This window comes from Mesorhizobium sp. M7A.F.Ca.AU.001.01.1.1 (assembly GCF_004022735.1).
Classification (GTDB): Bacteria; Pseudomonadota; Alphaproteobacteria; order Rhizobiales; family Rhizobiaceae; genus Mesorhizobium; species Mesorhizobium ciceri.
The window spans coordinates 1-4,364 of sequence record NZ_RZPF01000573.1 but is presented as its reverse complement, the minus strand read 5'-3'; the positions used below and the strand labels follow the sequence as shown (position 1 = coordinate 4,364).

5 protein-coding genes are annotated in these 4,364 nt (G+C 64.6%); 3 read left to right on the top strand and 2 right to left on the bottom strand.

The window, feature by feature from the left end; translation table 11 throughout:
- The coding region (locus EN884_RS27350) for a lysoplasmalogenase family protein (protein WP_128360839.1) at nt 1–605 on the top strand (605 nt) is incomplete at its 5' end.
- A 1-nt stretch (nt 606) separates the two neighbouring features.
- Here EN884_RS27350 and EN884_RS27345 read toward each other — a convergent pair.
- Both EN884_RS27345 and gloB read right to left on the bottom strand, forming a co-directional pair.
- Nucleotides 607–1,035, bottom strand: a complete 429-nt coding sequence (locus EN884_RS27345; protein WP_013529377.1) for a cupin domain-containing protein — start codon at nt 1,033–1,035, stop codon at nt 607–609.
- A gap of 22 nt (nt 1,036–1,057) precedes the next feature.
- Entirely contained in the window at nt 1,058–1,825 is a 768-nt protein-coding gene (gloB, locus tag EN884_RS27340; RefSeq protein ID WP_013529378.1) for a hydroxyacylglutathione hydrolase, read from the bottom strand.
- Between the two features lie 137 nt (nt 1,826–1,962).
- Between gloB and EN884_RS27335 the strand changes: the two genes are divergently transcribed.
- Together EN884_RS27335 and EN884_RS27330 are read left to right on the top strand one after the other, a co-directional pair.
- Entirely contained in the window at nt 1,963–2,745 is a 783-nt protein-coding gene (locus EN884_RS27335) for a methyltransferase domain-containing protein (protein WP_013529379.1), read from the top strand.
- Nucleotides 2,746–2,877: 132 nt separating this feature from the next.
- The coding region (locus EN884_RS27330; protein WP_164895177.1) for an ABC transporter ATP-binding protein/permease at nt 2,878–4,364 on the top strand (1,487 nt) is incomplete at its 3' end.

The window sequence follows — 4,364 nt, the reverse complement described above, 5'->3', positions numbered from 1 at the left end:
CCTTTACGCTTGGCATGCCACCAACGCTCGCCCGCTCGGCGGCAAAGACGCTCGCCGTGGCGATGCTTGCCGTGTTGGCCGGGCTGCAGGGCGGCCCGCTGCTGCTCGCCGCCGCGCTCGCCCTCAGCGCCGTTGGCGACGCATTCCTGTCGCGCGACGGTGAAAAGGCCTTCCTCGGCGGGCTGGCCAGTTTTCTTGTCGCCCACATCGTCTATGTCGCGCTGTTCCTGCGCAGCGGTGGCGGGTTGGGGGTGCTTGGCGCCGAGTCGTGGCGCGGAGCGATCGCGCTCGCTATGGCGGTGTTTGCGGCCGTCATGCTGGCGGCGCTGTGGCGGCGCGTCGGTCCCGGCCTGCGTATGCCGATCGCCGTCTATGTCGCTGCGATCCTGGCAATGGGTATCTCGGCGCTGACCACCAGCAACGTCTCCGTGATCGGCGGCGCGCTGTTGTTCATGGCATCCGACGGGCTGCTCGCCACGGAGAAATTCCTGGTGGCCGCCATCTCGCCGCACCGCGCCTGGATGCGCTTCGCCGTCTGGGCGCTGTACTACGCCGCCCAACTCGCGATCACGCTTGGGTCCCTGCTATATCCGGGCTCTTATTGAGCTACGGTTGTTTCGGCTGCCAGCCGGGTGCTGCCAGTTCGAAGGCGGCAAACTCGAAGCCCGGCGCGACGGTGCAGCCGACCAGCGTCCATTCGCCGAGGCTGCGCGCCGATTGCCACCAGCCCGCCGGCACGACGATCTGCGGCCGCTCACCGGCTGCGAGATCGATTCCAAGCACCTGCTCCACAACGGTGCTGCCTTCTTCCCACATTGCCAGTGCCAGCGGGGCGCCGGCATGGAAATGCCAGACCTCGGCGGCGTCCTTGACCCGGTGCCAGGCCGAAACCTGATGCTCCTCAAGCAGGAAATAAATGGCGGTCGAATGGCCGCGCGCGCCGCCAGTGCCATCGCGAAAGGTCTCGGCATACCAGCCGCCTTCCGGATGCGGCTTCAGCCCGAGCGTCGCGATGATTTCGGCGGAGCTGGTCATGGCGTCGACGATATCACGGGCTCTAGAAGTTGTCCTTGCGCTTGCGGATTTCGGCAAAGACCTCGGCGTCGGAAGCCTTCTCCAGCCCAAGATGCTTGCGGATCGCCGGATCGTGCCAGCGCAGGAAGGGATTGGTCGACAGTTCCTCGCCGATCGTCGTCGGCAGCGTCGGCTTGTTCTCGGCGCGCAGCTTTTCGATCCTGGCGGCGCGTTCCTTCAATGCTGAATTGGACGGGTCGACGGTCAGCGCGAAACGGGCGTTGGAGAGCGTGTATTCGTGGCCGCAATAGATGGCCGTTTCAGCTGGAAGTGCAGCCAGCTTCTTCAGCGAATCATACATTACCGGCGGCTTGCATTCGAACAGCCGCCCACAACCCAGCGCAAACAGCGTGTCGGCGGTGAACGCCACGCTCGAGGCCGGCAAATAATAGGAAACGTGGCCGGCAGTGTGGCCGGGGGTGGCGATGACTTCGATCCTTTCATCGCCAAGATGGAGAACCGAGCCGTCTTCGACGGTCTCGTCGATGCCGGGGATCTTGGCCTTTTCGGCCTCCGGGCCGACGATGCGCAGCTTGAAGCGCTCCTTCAGCGCCAGATTGGCCTCAACGTGATCCATGTGATGATGTGTGGTCAGGATCATCGTCGGCGTCCAGCCGGTGCGCTTTATCGCGGCCAAGATTGGCGCTTCCTCGGGCGCATCGATGATCGCGGTCTGGCCGCTTTTGGGGTCATGCACCAGCACGCCGAAATTGTCGCTGCGGCACATGAACTGTTCGATTTCGACCGGCATCACATCTCTCCGTTATGGCCGCAGACATAGGGCGCTTGCGGGTCGATGTCATCCCGGATGTCGAATGACATTCCCGGAATGTCGGGTCGTCGCGGCCTTTTGTTGAAACCTGGCGACATCACGGCTACATCCCTGCCATGCATTCCGACATCGTCGATCTTCGCTCGTTCTATTCGACAACGCTCGGCCGGTTCGCCGAGCGTTCGATCACCATGGCGTTGTCGTCGATATGGGCGGCCGTTCCCAACGAGCGGCTGGTTGGTCTGGGCTACACCTTGCCGTGGCTGGAGCGGTTCGGCAGCGACGCCGAGCGGGTCTTCGCCTTCATGCCGGCAACGCAAGGCGCGGTGGTGTGGCCGGCGACGGGGCCGACGGCGACGGCACTGGTCTTCGACGAGGAACTGCCGCTGGTCGATTCCTGCATCGACCGCATGCTGCTCGTCCATTCGCTCGAACATGTCGAGAACCCGCGTGAGACGCTGAACGAGATCTGGCGCGTGCTGTCGCCGGCCGGCCGGGTGGTCATCGTCGTGCCCAACCGGCGCGGTGTCTGGGCGCGCTTCGAGCACACCCCATTCGGCAACGGCCGGCCCTTTTCGCGAGGCCAGCTTACGGAACTGCTGCGCGAGGCCAATTTCACGCCCGCCGCCTGGTCCGATGCGCTGTTCTTTCCGCCATCGCGGCGCCGTTTCATGATGCGCTTCCACAATGTACTGGAGCGCGCCGGCCGGCGGCTGTGGCCGATCTTTTCCGGGGTCATCGTGGTCGAGGCGCAGAAGCGGCTCTATCAAGGCGTGCCGGTGGCGCAGCGCGCATCGCGCCGCGTCTTCGTGCCGGTGCTGTCGCCGCATGGCGCCACCCGGCTTGGCCGTCACAAAGCGGATGCCAAGCCCTTGGCTGCGCGGGTGACGGCTTCGTGATCGCGGCAAGCGTGCCTGACGTCGTTTCCCTGCCTATCTGTCGCAAGCAGACCGACAGCCCATCCGGCAGCTCATACGAACGCCTGTCAAGTTTCTCCATCCGGTTGCAGCACTGACGCAAGGACCTCGGCCATGGCTGATCAACCGGACAATGCCGCCGCCGTTCAGCCGGTTGCCGTGGCGGTCGAGGCCAGCAGCCTGCACGATCAGGTGATGACGATCCGGCGGGCGCTTGCGGGATCGCCGGTTCGCAGATGGTTGCTGTGGACATCGGTCGGCATCATGGCCGTGATCATCGCAACGTCGATCGGCCAGGTTCTGCTCAACCGCTGGAACCAGCCTTTCTACGATGCGCTTGCCCGCCGCAACATGGCGGCCTTTTTGCACCAGCTCCTCGTCTTCGCGGCCATAGCCGGGGGACTTCTGGTGCTCAATATCGGCCAGACCTGGCTCAACCAGATGATCAGGCTCAAGCTGCGCGAGGCGCTGACGCTGGATCTGATCGATCAATGGATGCGGCCGGCGCGCGCCTTCCGTCTGGCCAATGCCGGCGCCATCGGCGTCAATCCCGACCAGCGCATGCAGCAGGACGCCGCGCATCTGTCCGATCTGTCAACCGATCTCGGCGTCGGCCTGCTGCAGTCGTGCATCCTGCTCGTGTCCTTCGTCGGCGTGCTGTGGGAGCTGTCCTCGGGCTTCGTGTTCCACATCGGCGGGACCTCGCTGGCCATACCGGGCTACATGGTCTGGGCCGCCATCCTTTACGCCGGCATCGCCTCCTGGCTGAGTTGGCTGGTCGGGCGGCCGCTCATCCGCCTGAACAGCGACCGCTATACACGCGAAGCCGAGCTGCGCTCCTCGATGGTGCGCGTCAACGAGAATGTCGATGCCATCGCGTTGTATCATGGCGAGGCCGACGCCAGGCGGCGGCTCGAACTCGATCTCGGCACGGTGCTGGGCGCCATGCGGCGCATCTACACCGCCCAGATCAACCTGTCCTGGGTGACCGACACCTATGGCTGGATCACCGTCGTGGCGCCCATACTGGTTGCTTCGCCTGTCTATTTCTCAGGTGATATCAGCTTTGGCGGGCTGATGATGGCGGTCGGCGCATTCAACCAGGTCCACTCCTCCTTGCGCTGGTTCATCAACAACATCGGCAGCATTGCCGATTGGCGCGCCACGCTGATGCGCGTGGCCGATTTCCGCATCGCGCTCGATGAAACCGATGCGTTGCACGACACCGAAAAGCGCATCGCCTTCGGCCAAAACGTCAGTGGCAGCCTGACTTTCGAGAAGCTCGAAGTGGCCTCGCCGGAGGGCTGCACCAGGCTCGCCGACCCGCATGTCGAAATCCGCCCCGGCGAGCGCGTCATGATCACCGGCGATCCCGGTGCGGGCAAGACGCTGTTCTTTCGTGCCATTGCCGGCCTGTGGCCATGGGGAAGCGGCCGGATCGGCCTGCCGGCGGGAGAAACCCCCATATTCGTGCCGCGCGTGCCTTATTTTCCGGTCGGCACATTGCGCGAAGTCCTCGATCACCCGAACGGCCCCGCGCCGGCGGACGATGCCGACATTTCGGCGGTGCTGGCCGAGGTCGGTCTGGGACGGCTATCCTC

Excerpts from the sequence above, each read along its gene's own strand:
- EN884_RS27345 (WP_013529377.1), bottom strand. The coding sequence starts at position 1,035 with ATGACCAGCTCCGCCGAAATCATCGCGACGCTCGGGCTGAAGCCGCAT.
- gloB (WP_013529378.1), bottom strand. The coding sequence starts at position 1,825 with ATGCCGGTCGAAATCGAACAGTTCATGTGCCGCAGCGACAATTTCGGC.
- EN884_RS27335 (WP_013529379.1), top strand. The coding sequence starts at position 1,963 with ATGCATTCCGACATCGTCGATCTTCGCTCGTTCTATTCGACAACGCTC.